This window comes from Pseudogemmobacter sp. W21_MBD1_M6 (genome assembly GCF_052119585.1).
In the GTDB taxonomy this organism is placed as follows: Bacteria; Pseudomonadota; Alphaproteobacteria; order Rhodobacterales; family Rhodobacteraceae; genus JBGQOJ01.
The window spans coordinates 26,997-49,675 of the sequence record NZ_JBGQOJ010000006.1 but is presented as its reverse complement, the minus strand read 5'-3'; the positions used below and the strand labels follow the sequence as shown (position 1 = coordinate 49,675).

Below are 22,679 nucleotides of genomic sequence, written 5' to 3'. Positions count from 1 at the left end.
GCATTATTGCCCAAAGACGACAAGCTCCGGCAGTGCCGTCAACGGCGCACCCAACAGACGCAGCGCCGCCAGAGAGACCTGACTTCCCCCCGTCGCAGGACCGCCAAGCGGGATCAGGTCAACCTCGACCGACGTTCCGGTGACGGGATATTCGATGCGCCCTTTGGTCGCCGTTTTGACCAGCGGCGTTTTCATCCAGAACCCTTGTTCCGCCGGATTGCCAAGCGAGGCAATCGTGGTCCCAAGTCGCGGCGTGCCGGGTGCAGAGGCGGCAATCACGGCAGCCTTGCGTTCCTCTGTGGTTGTGCTGTCGAAATCCTCGGCCGATCGCGGCGCTTCGGGCACAGATGGCCGCGCCACGGGGGTGGTCGGCGCAGGTGCGGTTGCAACAGGACCGGCGGCCGGTGTCAGCCCCAGTTCGGCGCAGGCCGTCAGGGACAGCGAAACCGCGATGGTAAAGCAAGTGAAGATGATGTGTTTCATCGCCAAAGGCTAACGCCAATCACAGGTGCGTTCAACGGCGTTCATACGACTTAAACACACTTGCCGCACGCGACGCGGCGGCATAGGCTATGCCCTATGGAACCCAAACTGATCGACCCGTTTCACCGCGCGATTTCTTATCTGCGTGTCTCTGTCACCGACAGATGCGATTTCCGCTGTGTCTATTGCATGTCGGAAAATATGACCTTCCTGCCCAAAAAGGAACTTCTGACGCTGGAAGAGCTGGACCGCATGTGCACGGTCTTTGTCGGCCTTGGCGTCGAAAAGCTGCGGATCACTGGTGGCGAGCCTTTGGTGCGGCGCGATATCATGACGTTCTTCAAGGGCATGTCGCGGCATCTGGAAAGCGGCGCGTTGAAAGAGCTGACGGTCACGACCAACGGATCGCAGCTGGAAAAATTCGCGGGCGATCTGGCGGCCTGCGGGGTGAAGCGGATCAATGTCTCGCTAGATACGCTGGACGAGAAAAAGTTCGCGGCGATCACCCGTTGGGGTCGCCTGCCCCAGGTTCTGGCGGGCATCCGCGCCGCGCAAAAGGCGGGGCTTCGGGTCAAGATCAACGCTGTCGCCCTGAAAGATTTCAACGAGGATGAATTGTTCACCCTGGCGCATTGGTGCGCCGAGGAAGGCATGGACCTGACCTTTATCGAGGTGATGCCGATGGGCGACCTTGGAAACGAGGACCGCATCGGCCAGTACTGGTCGCTGAAAGACCTTCGCGCCCAGTTGGAAACGCGGTTCACCACCACCGATTTGTCAGAGCGTACCGGCGGCCCCGCCCGCTATGTCCGAATCAACGAGACCGGGCAAAAGATCGGCTTTATCACACCGTTGACCCATAATTTCTGCGAAAGCTGCAACCGTGTGCGCCTGACCTGCACCGGAGAACTGTATATGTGCCTCGGGCAGGAAGATATGGCCGACCTGCGCAAGCCGCTACGCGAGCATGCGGACAACGCCACCCTTGAGGCCGCGATCCGCGACGCTATTCTTCGCAAACCGAAGGGCCATGATTTCGACTATTCACGCCAGAAGGTCGACGGACAGGTCACCCGCCACATGAGCCATACCGGCGGCTAGCCCCTGTTCCTTGGTCGTCGGGCGTCCTTGGTGTTGCTGGCGGTCCGTCTGGAAACGCGGGGCACGGGCTGTCTTGTACAAGCCCGTCCCGTTCTTCTTGGAAAAAATATCCTCGCGCGATGCGCAAAACTGTCCGCCTTCGGCCCTGCGACCCCCGCGATCAGGCGGCGGGCATACGTTGTTCCACGATCTCGGCCCACCATGAACAACCGGCAGGGATCGCGTTATCATCAAAGTTGTACTTCGGATGATGCACCATCGCCGTGTCACCATTGCCGACCAGAATATAGGCGCCGGGGCGTTCTTCCAGCATATAGGCGAAATCCTCTCCGCCCATCACCAAGGGTGCATCGGCACAACCACCAGAGACCTTGCGCGCCACATCGGCGGCGAATTCGGTCTGTTCCTCGTGGTTCACCATCACCGGATAGCCGTGCATATAGGTGACGCGGGCAACCGCACCAAAGGCATCTGCCGTGGCTTCCGCAATCTTGATCAGTCGCTTTTCGGCCAGTTCGCGAACGGCCTTGTCCATCGTCCGCACAGTGCCCTTGATCTGAACATGCTGCGGAATGACATTGAACGCTTTGCTTTCTGTCTCGAAGCTGGTGACAGAGACAACAACCTGCATCGTCGGGTCCACGTTGCGGCTGGCAATGGTTTGCAGGGCCAGAACAATGTGGCTGGCCACGACCGTGGTGTCGATGGTTTCATGCGGCTTTGCGGCATGACCGCCCACCCCCTCGACCGCGATTTCGAACTGGTCGGTCGCGGCGAAAAACGCGCCGGGCCGGATCGCAAACGATCCAACGGGTTGTCCGGGCCAGTTGTGCATGCCGTAGACCTCGGTGATGTTCCAGCGGTCCATCAACCCGTCCTCGCACATCTCGCGGCCGCCACCGCCCCCCTCTTCTGCGGGTTGGAAGATCACCACACAGGTTCCGTCGAAATTGCGCGTTTCCGCCAGATATTTCGCCGCCCCCAGCAGCATCGCAGTATGCCCGTCATGGCCGCAGGCATGCATTTTTCCGGGCGTCTTGCTGGCATAGTCCAGCCCCGTCGCCTCAAAAATCGGTAGCGCGTCCATATCCGCGCGCAGGCCGATGACTTTGCCGCCGGTGTTCGTCTTGCCGTGGATCACGCCGACCACGCCGGTGCGGCCAATGCCCGTCACCACCTCGTCACAGCCGAATTCACGCAGCTTGTCGGCGACCACGCCCGCCGTGCGGTGGGTGTCGAACAACAGTTCGGGGTTTTCGTGCAGGTCCCGTCGCCAGACTGTGATCTCGGGCAGAAGTTCGGCAAAGCGGTTCTTGACGGGCATTGGCTTAGTCCTCGGCTAGATGGGTGATCAGGCGGTGCATGAACTGCTCTCCCGCCTCGAATTGCGCGATTGTGATGTATTCGTTGGGTTGGTGGGCCTGTGCAATGTCGCCCGGCCCGCAGATGATGGCAGAGTAGTCCTGCGCCTGGAACTGCCCCGCCTCGGTGCCATAGCTGACCACATGATGGCCGTTGTCGCCGGTGATACCGCGCACCAGACCTTCGGCGGCGCCATCCGGTTCGGGTTGCAGGGGCGGCACATAGAACCGGATCGCCGTGTCGATGCCCGTCTCTGGGCGGATCGCCTGCATCTCGGCCTCCACCTCTGCCACGCGGGCCAGAAATGCGGCCTTCCATGCCTCCATGTCCTCGCCGGGAACACAGCGGAAGTCGACGCCGAACCAGCAATCCTTGGCAGTGATGTTATGCGCGGTGCCGCCCGAAATCGTGCCCACATGAACGGTGGTAAAGGGCGGATCGAACTGTGCCGCAAGCGGGCCGGGCGTTGCGGCCATGTTCCTGGCGTTCTTTTCGTTCGCCCATTCGATCAGCTTTGCGCCATACATGATCGCATTGACGCCGGTATGCAAAAGCGACGAATGCACCTCGAAGCCGCGCACATGCACGGTGAACCCCGTTCCGCCCTTATGGCCGGACACAGCCCGCATCATCGACGGCTCGCCCACGATCACGGCGGCGGCAGGCGGCAGGGTCCGGCGCATTTCGGCAATCATCGAGGGTGCGCCAAGGCAGCCGACCTCTTCGTCATAGCTGAACGCCAATTGCAGCGGGCGTTTCAGGCCCGCCTTCAGCGCAAGGGGCACGGCGGCCAGCGCAAGCGCATCGAACCCCTTCATGTCGCAGGTGCCGCGACCATACAACTTGCCGTCTTTTTCGGTGACGACAAAGGGGTCGGTATCCCAGTTCTGCCCGTCCACCGGGACGACATCGGTGTGGCCCGACAGGACGACCCCGCCGGCAACCGCGGGGCCGATATTGGCGTAAAGGTTCGCCTTGGTGCCATCGGCGTTATAAACACGGGTTGCGGATACGCCGTGACCGGCCAGATATCCTTCGATCCAGTCGATAATATCCAGATTGCTTTCCCTGCTGACAGAGGGAAAAGACACAAGTCTGGCAAGCAATTCGCGGGCCGACATCACATCACCCATTCAAGACATCCTTCCTTCTGTCGCATGATCCGCAGGGTGATGCGCAAGCAGGCAGAGGTCAAGGGTCGTCGGATAATATTTGAACATCCGGTCAGGTTTTCCAAGGCTCCGTCAGGTAATGTGTTGCTACGCGCAAGAATCCTGCTAACACTTTTGTAACACGTCGAGGTGCCAGCATAGGTGCCCGATAAAAAGACAATAAAATCAACCAGCTGGGGAGCTTGTTCATGCCCGATGGGGCGCTGCCAGTCCTTGATGTCAAGGATCTCAAGACCGTTTTCAAAACGAGAGTCGGAGAGGTTCATGCGGTTAACAATGTCAGCTTCAGCCTGAAGCCCGGCGAATTGCTGGGCGTTGTCGGCGAAAGCGGATCGGGCAAATCGGTGACGATGATGTCGCTGATCGGCCTGTTGCCCTCGCCCCCCGCCGAGGTGCGGCGCGGGCAGGTTCTGTTCGGCGGCATCGACCTGTTACAGGCAACCGAGGACCAGCTTCGCGCCGTGCGCGGCGCGCGCATCGGGTTTGTGTTTCAAGACCCTATGACCTCGCTGAACCCGGTGTTCACGGTCGGTTACCAGATTGCGGAACCTTTGCGCACCCATATGGGCCTGTCCAAGGCGCAGGCGCGGCAGCGCGCGGTCGAACTGCTGGAACTGGTGGGCATTCCCGATGCCGGCCGCCGTCTGGGCGACTATCCGCACCAGTTTTCCGGCGGCATGCGCCAGCGGGTGATGATCGCCATCGCGCTGGCCTGCGACCCCGAAGTGCTGATCGCGGACGAGCCGACAACCGCGCTGGACGTGACCATTCAGGCGCAGATCCTGGAGCTGGTGAAAGAGCTGCGGCAAAAGCTGGGGATGGCGATTGTCTGGATCACCCATGATCTGGGCGTGATCGCCGGTATCGCCGACCGCGTGATGGTGATGTATGGCGGGCAGGTCGTGGAACAGGCCCCCGTAAAGGAATTGTTCGGCAATCCGCAGCACCCCTATACCCGTGCCCTTTTGACAACCATCCCCTCGGTGCGCGGCCCCCGCGCCGACAAACTGACCGTGATCGAGGGACAGCCCCCGATGATGACGGCCGAACCCACCGCCTGCCCGTTCCGCGACCGCTGCGATGTGGCGTTCGACCGCTGCGCGCGGGAAAACCCGCCGCGATATGACGTGGGCAACGGGCACGACGCCGCCTGTTTTTTCGATGCCAATACGGGGGCACCGCGACATGCTTGACGAAGGGCGCAAAAAGCTGGTCGAGGTCAGCGGGCTGAAAATGCACTTTCCGATCTATGGCGGGATCATCCGCAAGCGGGTGGGAGAGGTCAAAGCCGTCGATGGTGTGTCTTTTGACATCTACGAGGGCGAGACACTGGGCCTTGTCGGGGAAAGCGGCTGTGGCAAATCCACAGTCGGGCGTGCGGTTCTGCGTCTTTACGAGGTGACCGAGGGGTCGATCCGGATCGACGGTTACGACATCGCCGACGCCAGCCCTGAAAAGCTGCGCAAGATGCGGCCCACCATGCAGATGGTGTTTCAGGACCCGCAGGCCTCGCTCAACCCGCGCATGACCGTGGCCAGTATCATCGGCGAGCCGTTGATGGAGCATACAAAGCTGAACAAGGCCGGTCGCCTTGCGCGGATCTACGAATTGATGGACGCCGTGGGGCTGAACCGTGATTTTGCAAACCGCTATCCGCACGAATTCTCGGGCGGGCAGCGCCAGCGCATCGGGATCGCCCGCGCCTTGGCCCTGAACCCCAAGTTCATCGTCTGTGATGAACCCATTGCTGCGCTGGATGTGTCTATTCAGGCGCAGGTGGTCAACCTGCTGGAAGAATTGCAGGACCGGCTTGGCCTGACCTATCTGTTCATCAGCCACGACCTGTCGATGGTGCGCCATATCGCCGACCGTGTGGCGGTGATGTATCTGGGCCAGATCGCGGAACTTGCCCCGCGCGACGCGCTTTATGCCGAACCGTTGCATCCCTATACGCGGGCGCTTTTGTCGGCGGTGCCGGAACCCGACCCCAGCCTCGAGGCGCGGGTCGAGCGTGTCATCCTGACCGGCGACGTGCCCTCGCCCGCGAACCCACCCAAGGGCTGCAACTTTTGCACGCGCTGCCCGCAGGTGATGCCGGTCTGCAAAGTGATCGAACCGGATTTCCAACAGATAGAGCCGGGCCGCTTCGTGGCCTGCCATCTGTTCCAGAACACAAAAACGACTGCTGGTTGAACCGGCAGCGGCCCGAGGAATAACGAGCACAACCAACTAGGAGCGTAACATGAAACTCAAGACACTTATGCTTGGCGCTGCCGCGGCCTTTGCTGTGGCGCCCATGTCGGCCCATGCAGAGCGCGGCTCTGACGGTCAGGTCAATATCATCTATTGGCAAGCGCCCTCGACCCTGAACCCCTATCTGTCCAGCGGCACCAAGGACATCGAGGCGGCAAGCCTCGTGATCGAGCCGCTTGGCCGCTACGACGAGGTCGGCAACCTTGTGCCCTACCTTGCCGCCGAGATCCCGACACTTGCCAATGGCGGCGTGTCCGAGGATCTGAAAACGATCACATGGAAGATCAAGGAAGGCATGCTGTGGTCCGATGGTAGCCCCTTCACCTCGACCGATGTGAAATTCACCGCAGACTACTGCATGAGCCCCGAGGGCGGTTGCGCCCAGTTGGCCAAATTCGAAGGCATCGAGTCGGTCGAGGCCGTTGACCAGCTGACCGTCAAGGTCACGTTCAAAGAACCCAAACCGAACCCCTACGGCCCCTTCATGGGCGGCCAGTCGCCAATCCTTCAGGCGGCACAGTTCGCCAATTGCATGGGGGCCGCGGCGGCCACCTGCACCGACGCCAACTTTATGCCGATCGGCACCGGCCCGTTCCGCGTGACAGAGTTCCGCACGAACGACGTGATCCAGATGGAAGCAAACCCCAACTACCGTGATCCGGCGAAACCGGCCTTTGCGACGGTCAACTTCAAAGGCGGCGGCGATGCGGCGGCGGCTGGTCGCGCGGTTCTGGAAACCGGCGAGTTCGACTATGCGTGGAACCTGCAACTGGCACCCGATGTTCTGGCTGGCATGGCGGCCGCAGGCAAGGGCGTTCCGGTTTCGGCCTTCGGCACCTTGGTCGAGCGGCTTGAGATGAACATGACCGATCCGTCGCCGTCCCTGCCTGAGGGCGAGCGCGCAACTGCGGCCCATCCGCATCCGTTCCTGTCCGACGTCCGCGTACGCAAGGCGCTGTCGATGGCGATCGACCGCGATCTGCTGGTGGAAATCGGCTATGGTCAGGCCGGTCGTCCGACCTGCAATCTGGTCCCCGCCCCTTTGAACTATGCGTCGGACAACACCGACTGTCTGGTTCAGGATCTTGAAGGTGCCAAGGCGCTGCTGGACGAGGCAGGCTTCAAGGTTGGGGGCGACGGCATCCGCGTGAACGATGCGGGCGTGCGTCTGTCGATGCTGTACCAGACATCGGTCAATGCTGTGCGTCAGGACTTTCAGGCGCTGATCAAACAGTGGTGGAACGAAATCGGCGTCGAGGTCGAACTGCGCCAGATCGACGCTTCGGTCTACTTCGGTGGCGATGCCGGCTCTCCGGATACGTTCCAGCGGTTCTATGCCGACGTGGAAATGTATGCGAACAACTTTGACGGCACCGACCCCGAGGCCTATCTGGCCGCCTATACCTGTGACAAGGCCCCACGGCCCGAAACACAGTGGCAGGGCGAGAACATCAACCGCTTCTGCGATCCCGCATACGACGCGATGGTTGCCGAACTGGGCCGCACCGGTGATCTGGCCAAGCGGGGCGAGATTGCGAAAAAGATGAACGATATGCTGACCAAAGACAGCTATGTCATCGTTCCTTTGGTCGACCGTGGCCGCGTTTCGGCACATTCCAACTCGCTTGGCGGCGTTATCCTGAACACATGGGATTCCGAGCTTTGGAACGCGGCCGACTGGTTCCGCGTCAAGTAATCCATGACCTTGCGGGCGCCTCCCTTCGGGGCGCCCGCCCCCTTTTCGACCGATGTACCGAGGCGTAACCGATGCTGAACTACACAATAAGGCGGCTGCTGTTGGCGATCCCGACGCTTCTGTTCATCAGTCTGGTGATTTTCCTGTTGCTGGAACTCGCCCCCGGCGATCCGATGGCGAATGTGCCGATGACCGTCCCCCCCGAGGTGAAGGAGAAGATGCGCGAAAGCCTTGGGTTGGGGCAACCGTGGCATGTGCGCTATGTCCTGTGGCTGTTCCAGTTCTTCGTGACAGAGCCGCTGCACCTGCTGGATTACTGGTTCGGCACCCATTGGGCAGGCGACGGGCAGCGCGCGATCAGCTGGCAGTCGCGCAGCCCGATCATGGACATCGTGATAGAGCGGATGCCGCAAACCCTGTGGGTCGTCGGCATGGCCTATGTGATCGGCGTTCTGATCGCCCTGCCCATCGGCATCATCTCTGCCTACAAACAATATTCCCTGTTCGACCAGATCGGCACGTTCATCTCGATGATCGGGTTTTCCGTGCCGACCTTTTTCACCGGTGTCCTGCTGATTGTGGTGTTCTCGGTCAAGCTGCAATGGTTCCCGTCGATCTATGACACCACGCTTGTCGTCAACAGCTGGGCCAGTCTGGGACAGCAGATCCGGCAGATGGTGCTGCCCGTTTCGGTTCTGGCGCTTTACAACGCGGCGCAGATCAGCCGGTTCATGCGGGCCTCGATGCTGGACAACCTCAATCAGGACTACGTTCGCACCGCCCGCGCCAAGGGGCTGACCGAAAAAGTCGTGGTTCTGGTGCATGTCCTGCGCAACTCGATGATCCCGGTGGTCACGGTGATCGCGCTGGGGGTGCCGCAGGTGTTCAGCGGTGCGATCATCACCGAGCAGGTGTTCAAGGTGAACGGCCTTGGCGCCATGCTGATCACCGCCATTCAGGGCAACGACCTGCCGATGGTGCAGACGCTGACCTTCATCTTTGCGGTGCTTATCGTGCTGTTCAACCTGATCGCAGACGTCCTTTACGGCGTTCTGGACCCGAGGATCCGCTATGACTGACGTCACAACAAAGGCCCGCCCCCCGCGCAACCAGTGGTGGGACGTCTGGGACCAGTTCCGCACCCATAAGGGTGCGATGCTGGGGCTGGTCTTTTTCGTATTCATCTTGCTGTTCGTCATCGCCGGACCCTACATCTGGACGATAGAGCCGACCCGCATCGACATTCGTGCCCGCAATCAGGGCCCAAGCTGGGTGCACCCGATGGGCGCAGACCAACTGGGCCGCGATATTCTTGCGCGGATGATCAAGGGCGGGCAGACCTCGCTTTCGGTGGGCATGACGGCGATGCTGCTATCGCTGTTCCTTGGCACGGTGGTTGGCGTAATGGCGGGCTACTTCAAGCGGTTGAACGTCGCGTTGATGTCCCTGACCGATCTGTTCCTTGCCCTGCCCCTGCTGCCCCTCCTGCTGGTCATGGTGCTGTTGTTCCGCGATGTGCTGCGCACGGCCTTCGGGCCTGAAACCGGCATTTTCATCCTGATCGTGGGGGCCATCGGCATCACCAGCTGGATGCAGACCGCGCGGATCGTGCGCGGCGATGTTCTGGCCCTGAAGGAACGCGAATTCGTGCTGGCCGCGCGATCCATCGGCACCCCAAGCCGCCGGATGATCACGCGGCACATCCTGCCGAACGTATTGTCACCGATCATGGTCTCGGCCACGCTGGGCATCGCCAATGCCATCATCACGGAAAGTGCACTGTCGTTCCTTGGCCTCGGCTTTCCGTCGGACTTTCCCACATGGGGGCGGCTGCTGTTCGACGGCACCGACTATCTGCGCGACTACCCCGAGCGCGTGATCTGGCCCGGCCTTGCGATTTCGCTGACGGTGCTGTCGGTCAACTATATCGGGGACGGGTTGCGCGACGCGCTGGACCCGCGGATCAGGGGGCGCTAAGCGGCGGACACCACGTCGAATAAGAACACTGTCATTGCAATCGGGGCATGGGACCAACGCCATGCCCCTTTCGTTTGCAAACTCGGGATGATTTGAGAAAAGCACCCCGCACGAAAGAACACTGTTCCACTTCGGGGCTGACAGAAACACATTCAGCACCTTGATTGCGTGGTAAATCCAAGGCAAGCAGAACAAAATTCCGGTTCAGGAGAAGCCCAATGTTCGAATCCCTTGGTTTCGACGATATCACTGCCCGCCAGGCCTCGGTCATACTGGGGCTGGCCCTTGGCGTTTTGTTCGGCGCCTTGGCGCAGCGGACGCGGTTTTGCTTTCGTCGCGGTGTCGTGGGCACTGGCGCAGAGCGGCGCCTTGCCCTTGGCGTCTGGCTGACCGCCCTTGCAACCGCCCTGTTGGGCACGCAGGCCGCCGTAGCCTACGGGGTGATCTCGTTTGCAGAGCATCGGTTCTACGCCCCCGATCTGCCGGTTCTGGCAATCGCCGCGGGTGGCCTGATGTTCGGCGCGGGCATGGTTCTGACGCGCGGCTGCGTCTCGCGGCTGACGGTCCTCAGTGGCTCTGGCAACCTGCGCGCGCTTTTGGTGCTGGTCACCTTTGCCATCGTCGCCCATGCCACGCTGAAGGGGTTGTTGTCGCCCCTGCGCACGGCGCTGGGGACAGTGACCCTGCCGCTGGGCGAGACCGTCAGCCTTGCCGCGCTGCCGGGTGGCGCACTGGTCTGGACGGCTGTGATCGCGATCGCAGCACTGACTTACGCCCTGCGGTCGGGCAACCGCGCCGGCACATTGGCGATGGCGGCGCTGATCGGCCTGCTGGTGCCCGCCGGTTGGGTTGGCACGGGGTTTGTCCTGTTCGACGAATTCGATCCGGTCGCGCTGGAAAGCCTGTCGTTCACCCTGCCCGCTGCGGAAACGTTGTTCTGGGGCGTCGCATCCACCGCCATTCCTGCCAGCTTTGGCACCGGCCTGTTCACCGGCACGTTGTTGGGCAGCCTTCTGGCCGCGCTGGCCTTCCGCGAATTCAAATGGGAAAGCTTTTCGGATGCGCGCCAGACTGGCCGCTACATGGCGGGCGCTGCCCTGATGGGTTTGGGCGGGGTTCTGGCCGGGGGCTGCACCCTTGGGGCGGGCCTGTCGGGGGTTCCGACACTGGCGTTCTCGGCCCTGCTGGCCATCGGCGCAATCGCGATCGGGGGCGTTGTCACCAACGCCGCCCTGTCCCGCGTCAATCCAGATGCTTCCGTATCCGCCGCACCATCCCCCACACCAGCAGGATAACCAGCGGCGTCAGCACCGCTGTCGCCATCCCCTTGGACACATGCAGCGGCTCTGTCAGCGGATAGATCGCATAAGCCGCAAGGTTGATCGCGTAATAGCTGATCGCGACCACGGACAGGCCCTCGACCGTCTTTTGCAGGCGCAGTTGCAGGTCTGCCCGTGTGTCCATGCTTTCCAACAGCTTCTGGTTCTGGGCAGAGCGTTCCACATCGACCCGCGTCCGCAACAGATCACCGGCGCGGATCGCACGCTCTGCCATGGTCTGCAACAGCCGTTCGGATGACTTGACGGTTCGCATGGCAGGGTCGAACCGGCGCATCATGAATTCGGCAAAGGTCTGGCGCCCCTGAAAGCGCACTTCGCGCAGGATTTCGATCCGTTGGTTTACGATGGCCTCATAGGCCCCCGTGGCGCCGAACCGGAAACTGGACTGTGCCAGCAAGTTCTCCAGTTCCGCAGAAATCCCCAACAGGGCTTTCAGCGTGGTGTCTGCATCGCTGACCTCGCCGGTCATATCGCTGACCATCGAAGACAGCTTGACGTCGATCTCTCCCATCGGGGCCGACAGGGCGCGGGCGCGGGCAAGGCCCAGCATCGACATCGACTTGTAGGTCTCGATCTCGCACAGGCGCTGGACGATGCGCCCGATCCTGCGCTCTCCGGTTGATGGATGGACAAAGACGGCGAACCGCATGTGCCCGGCGATATCAATGCGGAAATCCCCCGCGATCACGGCGGTGGCATCCAGAACCGCACTGACGGCAAGGCTTTCGGGAACGAACCAGTCGTCGACCTTCTGGACGATCCCCTCGTCCGTCTTGATCATCTCGACGCGGATCAACGCCGAGGTCACCCGCGTTCCGGGCATCGCGTCCAGCCAGTCGTCTGGAAAGACCTCGAACTCTGTCGGGTCGAACGGCCTGTCGCCGACGCCCGATGTGAAGACGGTATAGGTCACGAATTCCGTATGTTGTTCCCATTTCAGGCTGTGCCGCCCTATTGTGCCAAAATAGTGTGTCGCGCCCGGTTGCGGGTGTGGTGCGCCAAAGCGGTCCAGCAGCGCCAACAGATGGGCGCGATCAGCCTGCCTGTCGCGCCCCGCAGCATTGGCCGCAGGTTTTACGGCAAGGAACGCGGCCATGCAGGGCGCATCCAGCGAGGGAAACGGACGGGCATGCAGTTCATTCGCCAAAGCGTAGCGCAGCGGGTGTTCCTGAATGGGCGGCATGGCGTATCCTTCGACAACATCGCACCATAATGGCCTCGCGCCACAGTCAAGTAAAGAAAATATGTATTTATTTCGGTGCCTTAGAGGTATTCCATTGCATACAGAAACGGGCCGCAGCGACTTGGACAAGACCCTTGTGCGCAAAGTGGCAGAGGTGAAACGCGAACAGGCCCCGCCTATCGGGGCGGGGCCTGTCTGTAACATTGGCGGGGACGGTCAGCCGATCATTGGCAGCAATTCGTCCAGCGACTTTTTCGCATCGCCATAGAACATCCGCGTATTGTCCTTGAAGAACAGCGGGTTCTCGATGCCGGAATAGCCGGTGCCCTGACCGCGCTTTGACACAAAGACCTGCTTTGCCTTCCACACTTCCAGAACCGGCATGCCCGCGATGGGGCTGTTGGGGTCTTCCTGCGCGGCAGGGTTCACAATGTCATTCGAGCCGATAACGATCACGACGTCGGTCTTGGGAAAGTCCTCGTTGATCTCGTCCATTTCCAGAACGATGTCATAGGGCACCTTCGCCTCGGCCAGCAGCACGTTCATGTGACCGGGCAGACGCCCCGCCACAGGGTGGATCGCAAAGCGCACGGTCTTGCCCGCAGCCCGCAGTTTGCGTGTCAGTTCCGACACCGACTGCTGCGCCTGCGCCACGGCCATGCCGTACCCCGGAACGATCACAACGCTATCCGCGTCGTTCAGTGCCGCCGCAACGCCACCGGCGTCGATTGCGATCTGCTCGCCCTCGATCTCCATCGCGGGGCCGGTGCTGCCACCGAAACCGCCCAGGATAACGTTGATGAACTTGCGGTTCATCGCCTTGCACATGATGTAGGACAAGATCGCACCCGACGACCCGACCAGCGCGCCGGTCACGATCAGCAGATCGTTGCCAAGGGTGAAACCGATCGCCGCAGCCGCCCAGCCGGAATAGCTGTTCAGCATCGACACAACGACAGGCATATCCGCGCCGCCGATGCCCATGATCAGGTGATACCCGATGAAAAAGGCCAGCAGCGTCATCAGCAACAGCGCCCAGATGCCCGCACCATTCACATACATGACCAACAACAGGATGGACCCCAGGGCCGCCGCCGCATTCAGCATGTGACCGCCCGGCAACTGGGTTGCCTTGCCATCGACCTTGCCCGCCAGCTTGCCGAAGGCAACGACGGACCCGGTGAAGGTGACCGCGCCGATGAACACGCCCAGAAACACCTCGACCTTCAGGATCGAGATTTCCACGCCGGTTTTATGCGCCAGAACACCGGCGAACCCAGCAAGCTGATCCACCGCGCCGCCCGTGGCCTTTAGCGCCATGACATTGCCCAGCTCGATATCGGCGTTAAAGCCGATAAGAACCGCAGCCAGACCGACGAAAGAATGAAGCGCCGCAACAAGCTGCGGCATTTCCGTCATCTGGACCTTGCCCGCAACGTAAAAACCCGCATAGCCACCCGCCGCGATGGCGAGAACCAGCAGGACATAACTGCCCATGCCGGGGCCGAACACAGTGGCGAAAACCGCCAGCCCCATGCCGACCATGCCATACCAGATCGCGCGTTTCGCGCTTTCCTGACTGCTAAGCCCGCCAAGCGACAGGATGAAAAGAACGGCAGCCGCAATATAGGCGGCAGAGACGATTCCAATGCTCATGTCGTTCTCCTCAAGACTTCTGGAACATGGCAAGCATCCGGCGTGTCACCAGAAAGCCGCCGACAATGTTGATCGCCGCGATACCGACGGCAATCGTGGCAAGGATCGTGACCAGCCAGCTGGACGATCCGATCTGAAGCAATGCCCCGAGGATCACGATGCCCGAGATCGCGTTGGTCACAGCCATCAGCGGTGTGTGCAGGCTGTGCGACACGTTCCAAATCACCTGGAAACCAATGAAAACCGCCAGAACGAAGACAATGAAATGCTGCATGAAACTGACCGGCGCAAAGGCCCCGACCAACAGCATCAGCGCGCCACCGACCCCCAACAGGGTCACCTGCGACTTTGTTGCGGCCTTGAACGCGGCCACTTCGGCGGCGCGTTTTTCGACAGGCGTCAGTTCCTTGACCTTTTCCTTTGGCTTTTGCGCGGCAATCGCGGCCACCTTCGGCGGGGGCGGCGGGAAGGTGATCGCGCCCTCGAAGGTCGCGGTCGCGCCACGGATCACGTCGTCTTCCATGTTGTGCACAACCTGACCGTCCTTGCCGGGGGTCAGATCGGTCATCATGTGGCGAATGTTGTTGGAATACAGCGTCGAGGCCTGCGCGGCCATCCGGCTTGGGTAATCGGTATAGCCCACAACCGTCACGCCGTTGTCGGACACGATCTTTTGGTCCGGCACGGTCAGGTCGCAGTTGCCGCCACGCTCTGCCGCAAGGTCGATGATCACGGAACCCGGCTTCATCAGCTCTACCATATCCTTGGTCCAAAGCTTTGGCGCGTCGCGTCCGGGGATCAGGGCCGTGGTGATGACGATGTCGATCTCGGGGGCAAGCTCGCGGAACTTCGCCAACTGCTTTTCACGGAACTCGGGGCTGGAGGGGGCCGCGTAGCCACCCGTTGCCGCGCCATCCTGCGCCGGTTCGTCGAATTCAAGGAACACAAACTCTGCGCCCATCGATTCGATCTGTTCGGCCACTTCGGGGCGCACGTCGAACGCATAGGTGATCGCACCCAGCGAGGTCGCAGTGCCGATCGCGGCCAGACCGGCAACGCCGGCCCCCACAACCAGAACCTTGGCCGGGGGCACTTTGCCCGCCGCCGTCACCTGACCGGTAAAGAACCGGCCAAAGTTATTGCCCGCCTCGATCACCGCACGGTAGCCCGCGATATTGGCCATCGACGACAGCGCATCCATTTTCTGGGCGCGGGAAATACGGGGAACCATGTCCATCGCAATGACATTGGCGCCCTTGTCCTTGCAAAGCTCCATCAGGTCCTTGTTCTGGCCCGGATAAAAGAAGGAAATAAGGGTCTGGCCCTTGGCCAGCTTTTTCGCCTCGGCATCCGAGGGCGGACGCACCTTGACGATGACGTCTGCCGCTTTGAACAGCGCGGCTGCGGTTTTCACCACTTCGACGCCGGCAGCCTTGTACAACTCGTCTGAAAATCCGGCGGCTTTGCCCGCTCCGGTCTCGATCAAACATTCATACCCCAGTTTCTGCAACTGGAGGGCGCTGTCAGGGGTCATCGCAACGCGCGCTTCCCCTTCAAAGACTTCCCGTGGAGCCCCTATTTTCAATGCATTGTCCCCTTATTTCCTGCTTTTGGTCCGAGTTTGTACAAAACAGACGAAAGTTCATTATCACCACGCGACAAAGTTACACAAGGCGAAGTCGCTATTGATGGCGCTAACGTCGTTTTCCCCTAGATCCAGCGCCGGACTTTGCGCTCATAGCGGGCGAAATCGGCGTGAAAGGCGCGGCGCAGGCGGTTCTCTTCGGGGAGGATGAAACGCCGCTCTATCAGCCAGACAAAGACCGGAATCAGCGGCAGACACAGCACCGCGTCCCATCGCAGGATCAGCCCCGCCAGAATGGCGACATCCCCCAGATAGATCGGGTTGCGCGTGCGTTTGAAAATTCCCGACTGGATCAACGATGACGCGGTCTGATGCGGGATCACCGTAGTGCGGTGCTTGCGGAACTCGGCGAACGCCAACGCCATCAGGATCACCCCCGCCCCCACAAGGACACCACCCAGAAAGCCGGTCACAGGTCCGGCAAGGCTGAGCACCGGAAAATACGTCGCCTGCACCCACGCGATCGACAAGAATGCGGCAAGCCAGACGGGGGGAATATCTATATATTTCATACTTAGGGCTTATAAGGTGCCGTTTCGCGCCAGCCAAGCAATCCCGTCTGCAAAACCAGAACATTTTCGCGCCCCAGCAGCCGTGCGGCAAAGGTGGCCTGTGCTGACAAGGAACCGGTGTTGCAGAACAAGACGACCATGCCCGTGTCCGGCAGTTCGTCCAGACGCGCGGGGATCTCGCGCCATTCGATGTTCACAGCCCCCGGAATGCTGCCCTCCGCGAACTGCCCTGCGTCGCGGGTGTCGACCAGAAAAGCCGCGCGGAACACGTCTTCGGTCAGCTGTTCAGGAACGATGATACCGGATTCGTATGGGGCGAAATCCATGTAACTTTGAACCTCTTCGGCCAAATCCTGTGCCTGACCTGCCACTGGAAATGCCAATCCAAGGGCCAGAACCCCCGCGCGTATATATGATGTCATAAGAACCTCCCTGTTCACGCGTCATATTCACGTTTCGGAATTCAAATGCAATCGCTTTACGCCTTGCGCCGCCCGCATCTGCCGATAGCCTGTGCGCCAAACGGATGGGGCCACAGGATGAACCTGACAGGAAAACACGCATTGGTCACCGGCGGCGGCGGCGGCATCGGCGCCGCCATCGCGATTGAACTGGCAAAGGCGGGGGCCGATGTCACGATCACCGGACGCAGTCTGGGCCGCCTTGACAGCATCGCGCGGACCTCGCCCCGGCTTTTTCCGGTCCAGATGGATGTCGCCAACGAGGACAGTGTCCGCGACGGGGTTCAGGCGGCGATCGGTGCGCGCGGTCCGGTTGCGATCTGCGTCGCCAACGCGGGCATCGCCGAGGGCGGCGCCTTTGCCCGAACCTCGCTTGCCACATGGCGCAAGACGATGGCGACCAATCTGGATGGTGCCTTTCTGACGATACAGGCCTGCCTTGGCTCGTTGAACGACGGCGATTGGGGGCGGGTGATTGCCATCAGTTCGATCGCCGGGGTGCGCGGGCTGAAGGGCGCGGTGCCCTATACCGTGTCGAAACACGGGATGATCGGGTTGGTGCGCGGTCTCAGCGAGGAATACATCGGCGGCAACGTCACCTTCAACGCGATCTGTCCGGGCTATGTCGAAACCGATATCGTCCGCAATCAGGCCCCTGTCATTGCGCGGCGGATGAATATGACAGAGGATGAGGCGACCGCCTATCTGGCCAAGGGAAACCGGCACCGCACCCTGCTTCAGGTCGACGAGATCGCGACGGCGGCGCTTTGGCTGTGCGACGAGGGATCGCGCAGCGTAAACGGCCAGTGCATCCAGATTTCCGGAGGACAAGTATGAGCATTTTTGCAAAGACCAAGACGATGTTCCACTTGCCAGAGGGCATGGTCTATCTCGACGGCAACTCGCTTGGCCCGCTGCCCAGGGCCGCGACGGCCCGGGTCGCCAGCACAATGACCGACGAATGGGGCGAGATGCTGATCACCGGCTGGAACAAGGCCGGGTGGATGACGAAACCCACAGAGATCGGCGACCGCATCGCGCGGCTGATCGGCGCTGAGGCGGGGCATGTGGTTCTGGGCGACACGCTGTCGATCAAGGTCTATCAGGCGCTCGCCTCTGCGCTTGATCTGAACCCCGCCCGCAAGGTGATCCTGTCTGATACCGGCAATTTCCCGTCGGACCTTTATATGGCCGAAGGGCTGATTGCCTCGTTGAAACAAGGGCATATCCTGAAAACCGTGGCCCCCGAAGACGTGGCAGAGCATCTGGATGACACGGTCGCCGTGCTGATGCTGACAGAGGTCGATTACCGCACGGGGCGGCTGCACGATATGGCCGCGCTGACGAAACAGGCGCATACGGTTGGGGCGCTGACGGTGTGGGATCTGGCGCATAGCGCGGGGGCGACGCCCGTGGACCTGACCGCCGCCAATGCGGATTTCGCGGTCGGCTGCACCTATAAATACCTGAACGGCGGACCGGGTGCGCCCGGCTTCATCTACGTCGCCCCCCGCCACGCCGAGGCCGCCCGCCCCGCCCTGTCGGGCTGGCTGGGCCATGCCGCCCCCTTTTCGTTCCACCTGAACTATGCGGCGGGCGCGGGCATCGAGCGGATGCGCGTCGGCACCCCGCCGGTCCTGCAAATGGCCGCGCTGGAAACCGCGATGGATATCTGGGACATGGTGACCATGGACGCGGTGCGCGCACGGTCCATCGTGCTGACCGAACTGTTCATCGCCGAGGTCGAGGCCGCCTGCCCCATGCTGTCCCTCGCCTCGCCCCGCGATCCGCACCAGCGCGGCAGTCAGGTTTCGTTCCGTTTTGCCGAAGGGTATGCCGCGATGCAGGCTCTGATCGCGCGGGGCGTGATCGGCGATTTCCGTGCGCCCGACATCATGCGCTTCGGCTTTACGCCGTTGTTCATTGATGCCGCCGATGTGCATGCAGCTGTGGCAGTTATGGCCGATGTCATGGGCAACCGGCTGTGGGACAGGCCCGAATACAAGATCCGCGCCCGCGTGACATGATCTCGGTTCGACCCTACCACGCGGCGGATTGCCACCCGACCTTTGCCGTGTTTTTCGATGCTGTGCGCAACGGCACGGCGGCATACTACACGGCAGAGGAACGCGCGGCCTGGGCCTCGACCGATGTGCCCCCCGCAGGCTGGCACGCGCGCCTTGCCGATCATATCACCTATGTCGCGACAGTCGGCAGCGGCATTGCCGGCTTTATGACCATGGGGCGCGACGGGCACATCGACCTTGCCTATGTCGCCCCCGCGCACACCCGCAGCGGGGTCGGCGATGCGCTTTACGCAGCACTTCTGACAAAGGCCCGCGCGCTGGGTCTGGCCCTGCTGGACACCGAAGCAAGCCACCTGGCAAAGCGGTTCTTCCTGCGCCACGGCTGGCAGATCGAGGCCCGCCAAAGCGTGATCCGGCATGGTGTGGCAATCACCAATTTCCGGATGTTCAAGCCGCTTTAGCCTTCGCCATTGTTTCGAATGCGAAAACAATGCGCCAATTACGGCAAAGTTATTAATAAGTTTAATCACTTATTTTCAATTAGTTGGTGAATTTTCTTAAACATTTTCGAAACTTCATGACAAATTCAAACCCCTCAAAAGCCACAGTTGACCCACACTTTTGCGCAGATGCTCTGCCAAAAAGAATGGACCGGTAGCACAATATTTCGTGCCTCTCCTCCGGTCAGTATCGAGCATCGCCGCACAGCGCCAACGCGCCAGGTGGCATTTTTGGAATGGGATTTGAGACATGCCTAGCGGCTATCTGGTAACTCTTGGCGACGGAAAGCTCGACTCGGCCGATTCAATCGGCGGTAGCCTGATTAACTTTGGCACCGGCACCAATCTGGGGGCGGGAAACTGGATTTGGTCCGGCACCTACGGCGGCACGACCTACACGAATGTTTCCGAACCCGGAACCTATTACCGGGCCACCAATGGCAACGTTTATTTTGTTCCCAGCTACGGCCCCGTCACAACGATCACAAGCTCTACAACGACCGATATACCGACCTACGACTCTGCCATTTTCGGAACCGCCGGAAATGACGGGGCACTGTCTGGCACAGCAAACGATGACCTGATCTATGGCGGTTCAACCCGGTCCGAGACGGCAACCGGCAATGACACCATTACTGCGGGCAACGGCAACGACACCGTCTTTGGCGGTAGCGGCACCGACACGATCTATGGTGGCGCGGGCAATGACATAGTGTCGGGCGGGCGCGGCAACGACATTCTGGACGGTGGCACCAACAACGACACGTTGATTGCCGGCGACGGGGACGATACCGTCTATGGCGGCAGTGGCGCGGACACCATCTATGGCGGCGCGGGCAACGACATCATTGATGGCGGCAGCGAGAACGACATTCTTTATGGCGATGTCCCCGAGGGGACAGTCTCCACGAACGAGTCGTTGAACTGGGACGCTGTCAACATCAACACCGCCTCGATCTCGGGCGGGTTCACCCAGACCACCGGCGAGATGGACGTCCGCGTCTCCTTTACCAACAACGGAAACAACAACCCGACCTTCACCATCGATACGGCAACGACCAACTACGTCGGCGCGGGCGAACCGATGGCGACGAATTCCAGCGTCTTTCTCTACGGCGCGGGCAATGCTGCAACATCGACGACGCGGCTGGATTTCTCGGCAAAAACCGGCAGTTTCTACAGCGACGATGTCGCCAACGTCACCTTCCGCATCAACGATATCGACTGGGCAAGCGGCAACCACCGCGACGCCGTCACGGTCAATGCCTACGACGCCGATGGCAACCCCGTCGCCGTTACAATCACGCCCGGAACCGGCGATACCGTGGCGGGCAACACCATTACCGCCGGCAGCACCTCTGAAAGCTCGGCCGATCGGGCAGGATCGTCCCTTATCCAGATCACGGGGCCGGTGTCCTACATTGACATCATCTATTCCAACGTAACCTCGGGCGGTGCCGCGACGCATGCCATCAACGTCACCGACGTGTATTTCGACACGATTGTCCCCACCTCCGGCGAGGACACGATCACCGGCGGCACCGGCAACGACACGCTTTATGGCGGCGATGGCGCTGATAGTCTGACCGGCGACGCTGGCGCGGATACCGTTTTTGGCGGCGCGGGCAATGATACGGTCTACGTCGGAGTGGGCGACACCGTGACCGGCGGTGCAGGCGACGATACCTTTATCATCGACCCCACCCAGATCGGTGGCGGAACGATCACGATCAACGGCAGCGAAGGCACCGAAATCGCCGGCGATACGATTGTCCTTGGCGCGAATGGTGGCCGGAACTCTGCCGTCTATACCGACGACGGCGACGCGAACGGCGGAAAATCCGGCACGATCACGCTGACCGACGGCACCATCATCAACTTTTCCAGCATCGAGAATATCATCTGTTTTGCCTCGGGCACCCGGATCATGACCCCGCAAGGCGAACGCGCGATAGAAACGCTGCGCCCCGGCGATATGGTCGTCACCCTTGACAGTGGCCCCCAGCCGATCCGCTGGATCGACAGCCGCACGGTTCCGGCCTATGGAAACCTCGCGCCAATCCGCTTTGACACGCGGGTGCTGAACACGCATCGCCCGCTTCTGGTCTCGCCTCAGCACCGCATGCTGATCAAGGGCTACCGGGCCGAGCTTTTGTTCGGCCAAAGCGAAGTTCTGGTCAGTGCCAAGCATTTGCTGGACAACCAAGCCGTCACGCAGGCTGTTGGTGGCACGGTCACCTATGTTCACATGATGTTCGACGCCCATGAAATCGTTTATGCCGAAGGTGCCCCAAGCGAAAGCTTTCACCCCGGCGATATCGGCCTGTCCGCCGTCAGCGATGCCGCGCGCGAAGAACTGTTCCGTGTTTTCCCCGATCTGCGCGCCGATCCGGCGCACTACGGTCCAACCGCGCGGGTTTGCACACGCAGCTTCGAGGCAAAGCTGTTGCACGCCGCCTAGTGAACGGCGGTTCCGTTCGCCCGCCAGCATATCCCCATCAGGCGGATTTGCGCGAAATTCCGCGCTTGATCGCGGACCAATCCGCAACCGCCGCGCCAAAAGCCTGAAACAAGGGCCGCGACACAGGGTCGGCAGAGGCGTGCCATTCCGGGTGCCACTGCACCGACATCGTGAACCCCGGCGCGCCTTCGATATAGATCGCCTCAGGCGTGCCATCCGGCGCATGACCGTCGATCACCACCCGCGTCCCCGCGCATTTGATACCCTGCCCGTGCAGCGAATTGGTCATCACCTCCTGCGCGCCCATCAGACGGTGAAACGGCCCGCCTTCGGTAAACCGCACTGCGTGGCGCAGCTCGAACTTCTCTTCGATCGTCCCGTCGGGCGGCATGCGGTGGTTCATCCGTCCGGGCAGATCGCGGATCTCGGGATACAGGGTGCCGCCCATCGCCACGTTCACCTCCTGAAAGCCGCGGCAGATCCCCAGAAACGGCTGCCCCCGCTCGACGCAGGCCCGGACCAATGGCAGGGTGATCGAATCGCGGGCACGGTCGAATGCGCCATGCGCCTCTGTCTCGGGCTCGCCGTATTCTTCGGGGTGGACATTGGGGCGCCCGCCGGTCAGCAGGAAACCGTCAAAGGTGTCCAACAGATCCTGAACCGATACAAATCTGGGATCGGCCGGGATCAATAGCGGCAGCGCGCCTGCGACCTCCGATACCGCCTCGGAATTCATCGCCCCACCTGCATGTGCAGGATATTGGTCATTCAAAAGATGGCTGTTGCTGATAATGCCGACGATAGGCCGTGTCATAGCTGCCGTTCCCCTTTTCCAATACTATATATGGGA

At 61.1% G+C, this 22,679-nt stretch carries 20 protein-coding genes; 11 read left to right on the top strand and 9 right to left on the bottom strand.

The genetic code is table 11. The annotated features are described in order from the left end of the window. Positions 1-3 precede the first annotated feature (3 nt). Complete coding sequence (locus ACEN2R_RS08880; RefSeq protein WP_442041338.1) at positions 4-483, bottom strand: hypothetical protein; 480 nt, start codon at positions 481-483, stop codon at positions 4-6. A gap of 96 nt (positions 484-579) precedes the next feature. Here ACEN2R_RS08880 and moaA point away from each other — a divergent pair, with 96 nt between their 5' ends. Continuing rightward, complete coding sequence (moaA, locus tag ACEN2R_RS08875) at positions 580-1,584, top strand: GTP 3',8-cyclase MoaA (RefSeq protein ID WP_442041336.1); 1,005 nt, start codon at positions 580-582, stop codon at positions 1,582-1,584. Positions 1,585-1,744: 160 nt separating this feature from the next. Here moaA and ACEN2R_RS08870 read toward each other — a convergent pair whose 3' ends face one another. Continuing rightward, positions 1,745-2,908 carry a M20 aminoacylase family protein gene (locus tag ACEN2R_RS08870; RefSeq protein ID WP_442041334.1) on the bottom strand — a complete coding sequence of 388 codons (1,164 nt, stop codon included), beginning with the start codon at positions 2,906-2,908 and terminating at the stop codon, positions 1,745-1,747. A 4-nt stretch (positions 2,909-2,912) separates the two neighbouring features. Next, positions 2,913-4,079, bottom strand: a complete 1,167-nt coding sequence (gene argE, locus ACEN2R_RS08865; RefSeq protein ID WP_442041332.1) for an acetylornithine deacetylase — start codon at positions 4,077-4,079, stop codon at positions 2,913-2,915. 227 nt (positions 4,080-4,306) lie between these two features. Here argE and ACEN2R_RS08860 point away from each other — a divergent pair, with 227 nt between their 5' ends. The 6 genes from ACEN2R_RS08860 to ACEN2R_RS08835 all read left to right on the top strand — a co-directional run bounded on the left by ACEN2R_RS08860 (position 4,307) and on the right by ACEN2R_RS08835 (position 11,339). After that, a complete protein-coding gene (locus tag ACEN2R_RS08860; protein WP_442041330.1) occupies positions 4,307-5,311 on the top strand; it encodes an ABC transporter ATP-binding protein in 1,005 nt (334 codons plus the stop codon). Then, positions 5,304-6,311, top strand: a complete 1,008-nt coding sequence (locus ACEN2R_RS08855) for an ABC transporter ATP-binding protein (RefSeq protein ID WP_442041328.1) — start codon at positions 5,304-5,306, stop codon at positions 6,309-6,311. The genes ACEN2R_RS08860 and ACEN2R_RS08855 overlap by 8 nt, the downstream gene beginning before the upstream one ends. Before the next feature lie 49 nt (positions 6,312-6,360). Continuing rightward, positions 6,361-8,067, top strand: coding sequence for a peptide ABC transporter substrate-binding protein (locus ACEN2R_RS08850; RefSeq protein WP_442041326.1), 1,707 nt, complete (start codon positions 6,361-6,363; stop codon positions 8,065-8,067). A gap of 71 nt (positions 8,068-8,138) precedes the next feature. Further along, entirely contained in the window at positions 8,139-9,146 is a 1,008-nt protein-coding gene (locus ACEN2R_RS08845; protein ID WP_442041324.1) for an ABC transporter permease, read from the top strand. Then, entirely contained in the window at positions 9,139-10,044 is a 906-nt protein-coding gene (locus ACEN2R_RS08840) for an ABC transporter permease (protein ID WP_442041322.1), read from the top strand. The genes ACEN2R_RS08845 and ACEN2R_RS08840 overlap by 8 nt, the downstream gene beginning before the upstream one ends. A gap of 218 nt (positions 10,045-10,262) precedes the next feature. Continuing rightward, positions 10,263-11,339, top strand: coding sequence for a YeeE/YedE family protein (locus ACEN2R_RS08835; protein WP_442041320.1), 1,077 nt, complete (start codon positions 10,263-10,265; stop codon positions 11,337-11,339). Here the strand turns inward: ACEN2R_RS08835 and ACEN2R_RS08830 are convergent. The 5 genes from ACEN2R_RS08830 to ACEN2R_RS08810 form a co-directional block, all read right to left on the bottom strand. Beyond that, positions 11,287-12,567 carry a DUF3422 family protein gene (locus tag ACEN2R_RS08830; protein ID WP_442041318.1) on the bottom strand — a complete coding sequence of 427 codons (1,281 nt, stop codon included), beginning with the start codon at positions 12,565-12,567 and terminating at the stop codon, positions 11,287-11,289. The two genes, ACEN2R_RS08835 and ACEN2R_RS08830, sit on opposite strands and share 53 nt — an antisense overlap. Positions 12,568-12,783: 216 nt before the next feature. Further along, positions 12,784-14,223 carry an NAD(P)(+) transhydrogenase (Re/Si-specific) subunit beta gene (locus ACEN2R_RS08825; protein ID WP_442041316.1) on the bottom strand — a complete coding sequence of 480 codons (1,440 nt, stop codon included), beginning with the start codon at positions 14,221-14,223 and terminating at the stop codon, positions 12,784-12,786. A 10-nt stretch (positions 14,224-14,233) separates the two neighbouring features. Beyond that, complete coding sequence (locus tag ACEN2R_RS08820; RefSeq protein WP_442041314.1) at positions 14,234-15,808, bottom strand: Re/Si-specific NAD(P)(+) transhydrogenase subunit alpha; 1,575 nt, start codon at positions 15,806-15,808, stop codon at positions 14,234-14,236. Between the two features lie 125 nt (positions 15,809-15,933). Then, the gene (locus ACEN2R_RS08815) at positions 15,934-16,380 is read right to left on the bottom strand and encodes a methyltransferase family protein (protein ID WP_442041312.1); all 447 of its coding nucleotides are present in this window, start codon (positions 16,378-16,380) and stop codon (positions 15,934-15,936) included. 2 nt (positions 16,381-16,382) lie between these two features. Beyond that, positions 16,383-16,802 (bottom strand): rhodanese-like domain-containing protein, encoded by a 420-nt coding sequence (locus tag ACEN2R_RS08810; protein ID WP_442041310.1) that lies wholly within the window; start codon positions 16,800-16,802, stop codon positions 16,383-16,385. Between the two features lie 45 nt (positions 16,803-16,847). Between ACEN2R_RS08810 and ACEN2R_RS08805 the strand changes: the two genes are divergently transcribed. The 4 genes from ACEN2R_RS08805 (at position 16,848) to ACEN2R_RS08790 (ending at position 21,829) form a co-directional block, all read left to right on the top strand. After that, complete coding sequence (locus tag ACEN2R_RS08805; protein ID WP_442041308.1) at positions 16,848-17,678, top strand: SDR family NAD(P)-dependent oxidoreductase; 831 nt, start codon at positions 16,848-16,850, stop codon at positions 17,676-17,678. Continuing rightward, positions 17,675-18,868: a kynureninase gene (gene kynU / locus ACEN2R_RS08800; protein WP_442041306.1), complete on the top strand. Its 1,194-nt coding sequence runs from the start codon at positions 17,675-17,677 to the stop codon at positions 18,866-18,868. Before ACEN2R_RS08805 ends, kynU begins: the two co-directional genes overlap by 4 nt. After that, the gene (locus tag ACEN2R_RS08795) at positions 18,865-19,329 is read left to right on the top strand and encodes a GNAT family N-acetyltransferase (RefSeq protein ID WP_442041304.1); all 465 of its coding nucleotides are present in this window, start codon (positions 18,865-18,867) and stop codon (positions 19,327-19,329) included. Before kynU ends, ACEN2R_RS08795 begins: the two co-directional genes overlap by 4 nt. A gap of 289 nt (positions 19,330-19,618) precedes the next feature. Beyond that, positions 19,619-21,829, top strand: coding sequence for a Hint domain-containing protein (locus ACEN2R_RS08790; RefSeq protein WP_442041302.1), 2,211 nt, complete (start codon positions 19,619-19,621; stop codon positions 21,827-21,829). A 37-nt stretch (positions 21,830-21,866) separates the two neighbouring features. Here ACEN2R_RS08790 and ACEN2R_RS08785 read toward each other — a convergent pair whose 3' ends face one another. Then, positions 21,867-22,643 carry a gamma-glutamyl-gamma-aminobutyrate hydrolase family protein gene (locus ACEN2R_RS08785; RefSeq protein WP_442041300.1) on the bottom strand — a complete coding sequence of 259 codons (777 nt, stop codon included), beginning with the start codon at positions 22,641-22,643 and terminating at the stop codon, positions 21,867-21,869. Positions 22,644-22,679 lie beyond the last annotated feature (36 nt).

Coding starts and splice junctions, on each gene's coding strand:
- ACEN2R_RS08880 (WP_442041338.1), bottom strand. CDS start 483: ATGAAACACATCATCTTCACTTGCTTTACCATCGCGGTTTCGCTGTCC.
- moaA (WP_442041336.1), top strand. CDS start 580: ATGGAACCCAAACTGATCGACCCGTTTCACCGCGCGATTTCTTATCTG.
- ACEN2R_RS08870 (WP_442041334.1), bottom strand. CDS start 2,908: ATGCCCGTCAAGAACCGCTTTGCCGAACTTCTGCCCGAGATCACAGTC.
- argE (WP_442041332.1), bottom strand. CDS start 4,079: ATGGGTGATGTGATGTCGGCCCGCGAATTGCTTGCCAGACTTGTGTCT.
- ACEN2R_RS08860 (WP_442041330.1), top strand. CDS start 4,307: ATGCCCGATGGGGCGCTGCCAGTCCTTGATGTCAAGGATCTCAAGACC.
- ACEN2R_RS08855 (WP_442041328.1), top strand. CDS start 5,304: ATGCTTGACGAAGGGCGCAAAAAGCTGGTCGAGGTCAGCGGGCTGAAA.
- ACEN2R_RS08850 (WP_442041326.1), top strand. CDS start 6,361: ATGAAACTCAAGACACTTATGCTTGGCGCTGCCGCGGCCTTTGCTGTG.
- ACEN2R_RS08845 (WP_442041324.1), top strand. CDS start 8,139: ATGCTGAACTACACAATAAGGCGGCTGCTGTTGGCGATCCCGACGCTT.
- ACEN2R_RS08840 (WP_442041322.1), top strand. CDS start 9,139: ATGACTGACGTCACAACAAAGGCCCGCCCCCCGCGCAACCAGTGGTGG.
- ACEN2R_RS08835 (WP_442041320.1), top strand. CDS start 10,263: ATGTTCGAATCCCTTGGTTTCGACGATATCACTGCCCGCCAGGCCTCG.
- ACEN2R_RS08830 (WP_442041318.1), bottom strand. CDS start 12,567: ATGCCGCCCATTCAGGAACACCCGCTGCGCTACGCTTTGGCGAATGAA.
- ACEN2R_RS08825 (WP_442041316.1), bottom strand. CDS start 14,223: ATGAGCATTGGAATCGTCTCTGCCGCCTATATTGCGGCTGCCGTTCTT.
- ACEN2R_RS08815 (WP_442041312.1), bottom strand. CDS start 16,380: ATGAAATATATAGATATTCCCCCCGTCTGGCTTGCCGCATTCTTGTCG.
- ACEN2R_RS08810 (WP_442041310.1), bottom strand. CDS start 16,802: ATGACATCATATATACGCGCGGGGGTTCTGGCCCTTGGATTGGCATTT.
- ACEN2R_RS08805 (WP_442041308.1), top strand. CDS start 16,848: ATGCAATCGCTTTACGCCTTGCGCCGCCCGCATCTGCCGATAGCCTGT.
- kynU (WP_442041306.1), top strand. CDS start 17,675: ATGAGCATTTTTGCAAAGACCAAGACGATGTTCCACTTGCCAGAGGGC.
- ACEN2R_RS08795 (WP_442041304.1), top strand. CDS start 18,865: ATGATCTCGGTTCGACCCTACCACGCGGCGGATTGCCACCCGACCTTT.
- ACEN2R_RS08790 (WP_442041302.1), top strand. CDS start 19,619: ATGCCTAGCGGCTATCTGGTAACTCTTGGCGACGGAAAGCTCGACTCG.
- ACEN2R_RS08785 (WP_442041300.1), bottom strand. CDS start 22,643: ATGACACGGCCTATCGTCGGCATTATCAGCAACAGCCATCTTTTGAAT.